Origin of the sequence: Caldisericum sp. (genome assembly GCF_049967455.1) — a bacterium.
Lineage (GTDB): Bacteria > Caldisericota > Caldisericia > Caldisericales > Caldisericaceae > Caldisericum > Caldisericum exile_A.
Window position 1 is genome coordinate 1 of record NZ_JBMFSR010000132.1, and the last position, 503, is coordinate 503.

General features: G+C 35.6%; 1 protein-coding gene. It reads left to right on the plus strand.

The features are described from left to right. Positions 1 to 421 (plus strand): ABC transporter permease (locus tag ACP5SP_RS08175; protein ID WP_428076594.1); only part of this gene is annotated, 421 nt, incomplete at its 5' end. Between the last annotated feature and the right edge of the window lie 82 nt (positions 422 to 503).

The window sequence follows — 503 nt, forward strand, 5'->3', positions numbered from 1 at the left end:
GTTGGCAGCAATAATATTCGATTTTAGATTTACCGTAAATATCTATGCCGCTTTACTTTTTATATCTATTTTGGGTACGATATCAGTTAGCACCTTTGGAATTTTTATATCAAGTTTCGGATTACTAACGAGAGACATAAATATGCTACTTAGTATTGCAGAAAGTGTCGTGTTTTTGTTCAGTGGAGCAAACTTTCCAGTTAAGCGTCTACCTTTTGGCTTAAACTATGTTTCACAAATTCTTCCGCTTTCTCATGCCGTTTCAGCAATACGGTTGGTAGTAAATGGAAATATTTGGTATGGGTTAAGCCTTTCGTGTATGGAAATTGCTATAGGCTTGATATATTTCACGTTAAGCATCTTACTTATACGATTTCTTGAACGTCAGGCACGCACTCGAGGCAATAGTGATTTGTACTGATATGTCCCCAAAGTTGATACAATCAAAAGTAGAGACCATGTACGAATGTATCATTGCAATGAAACATCACAATCTATCTTAT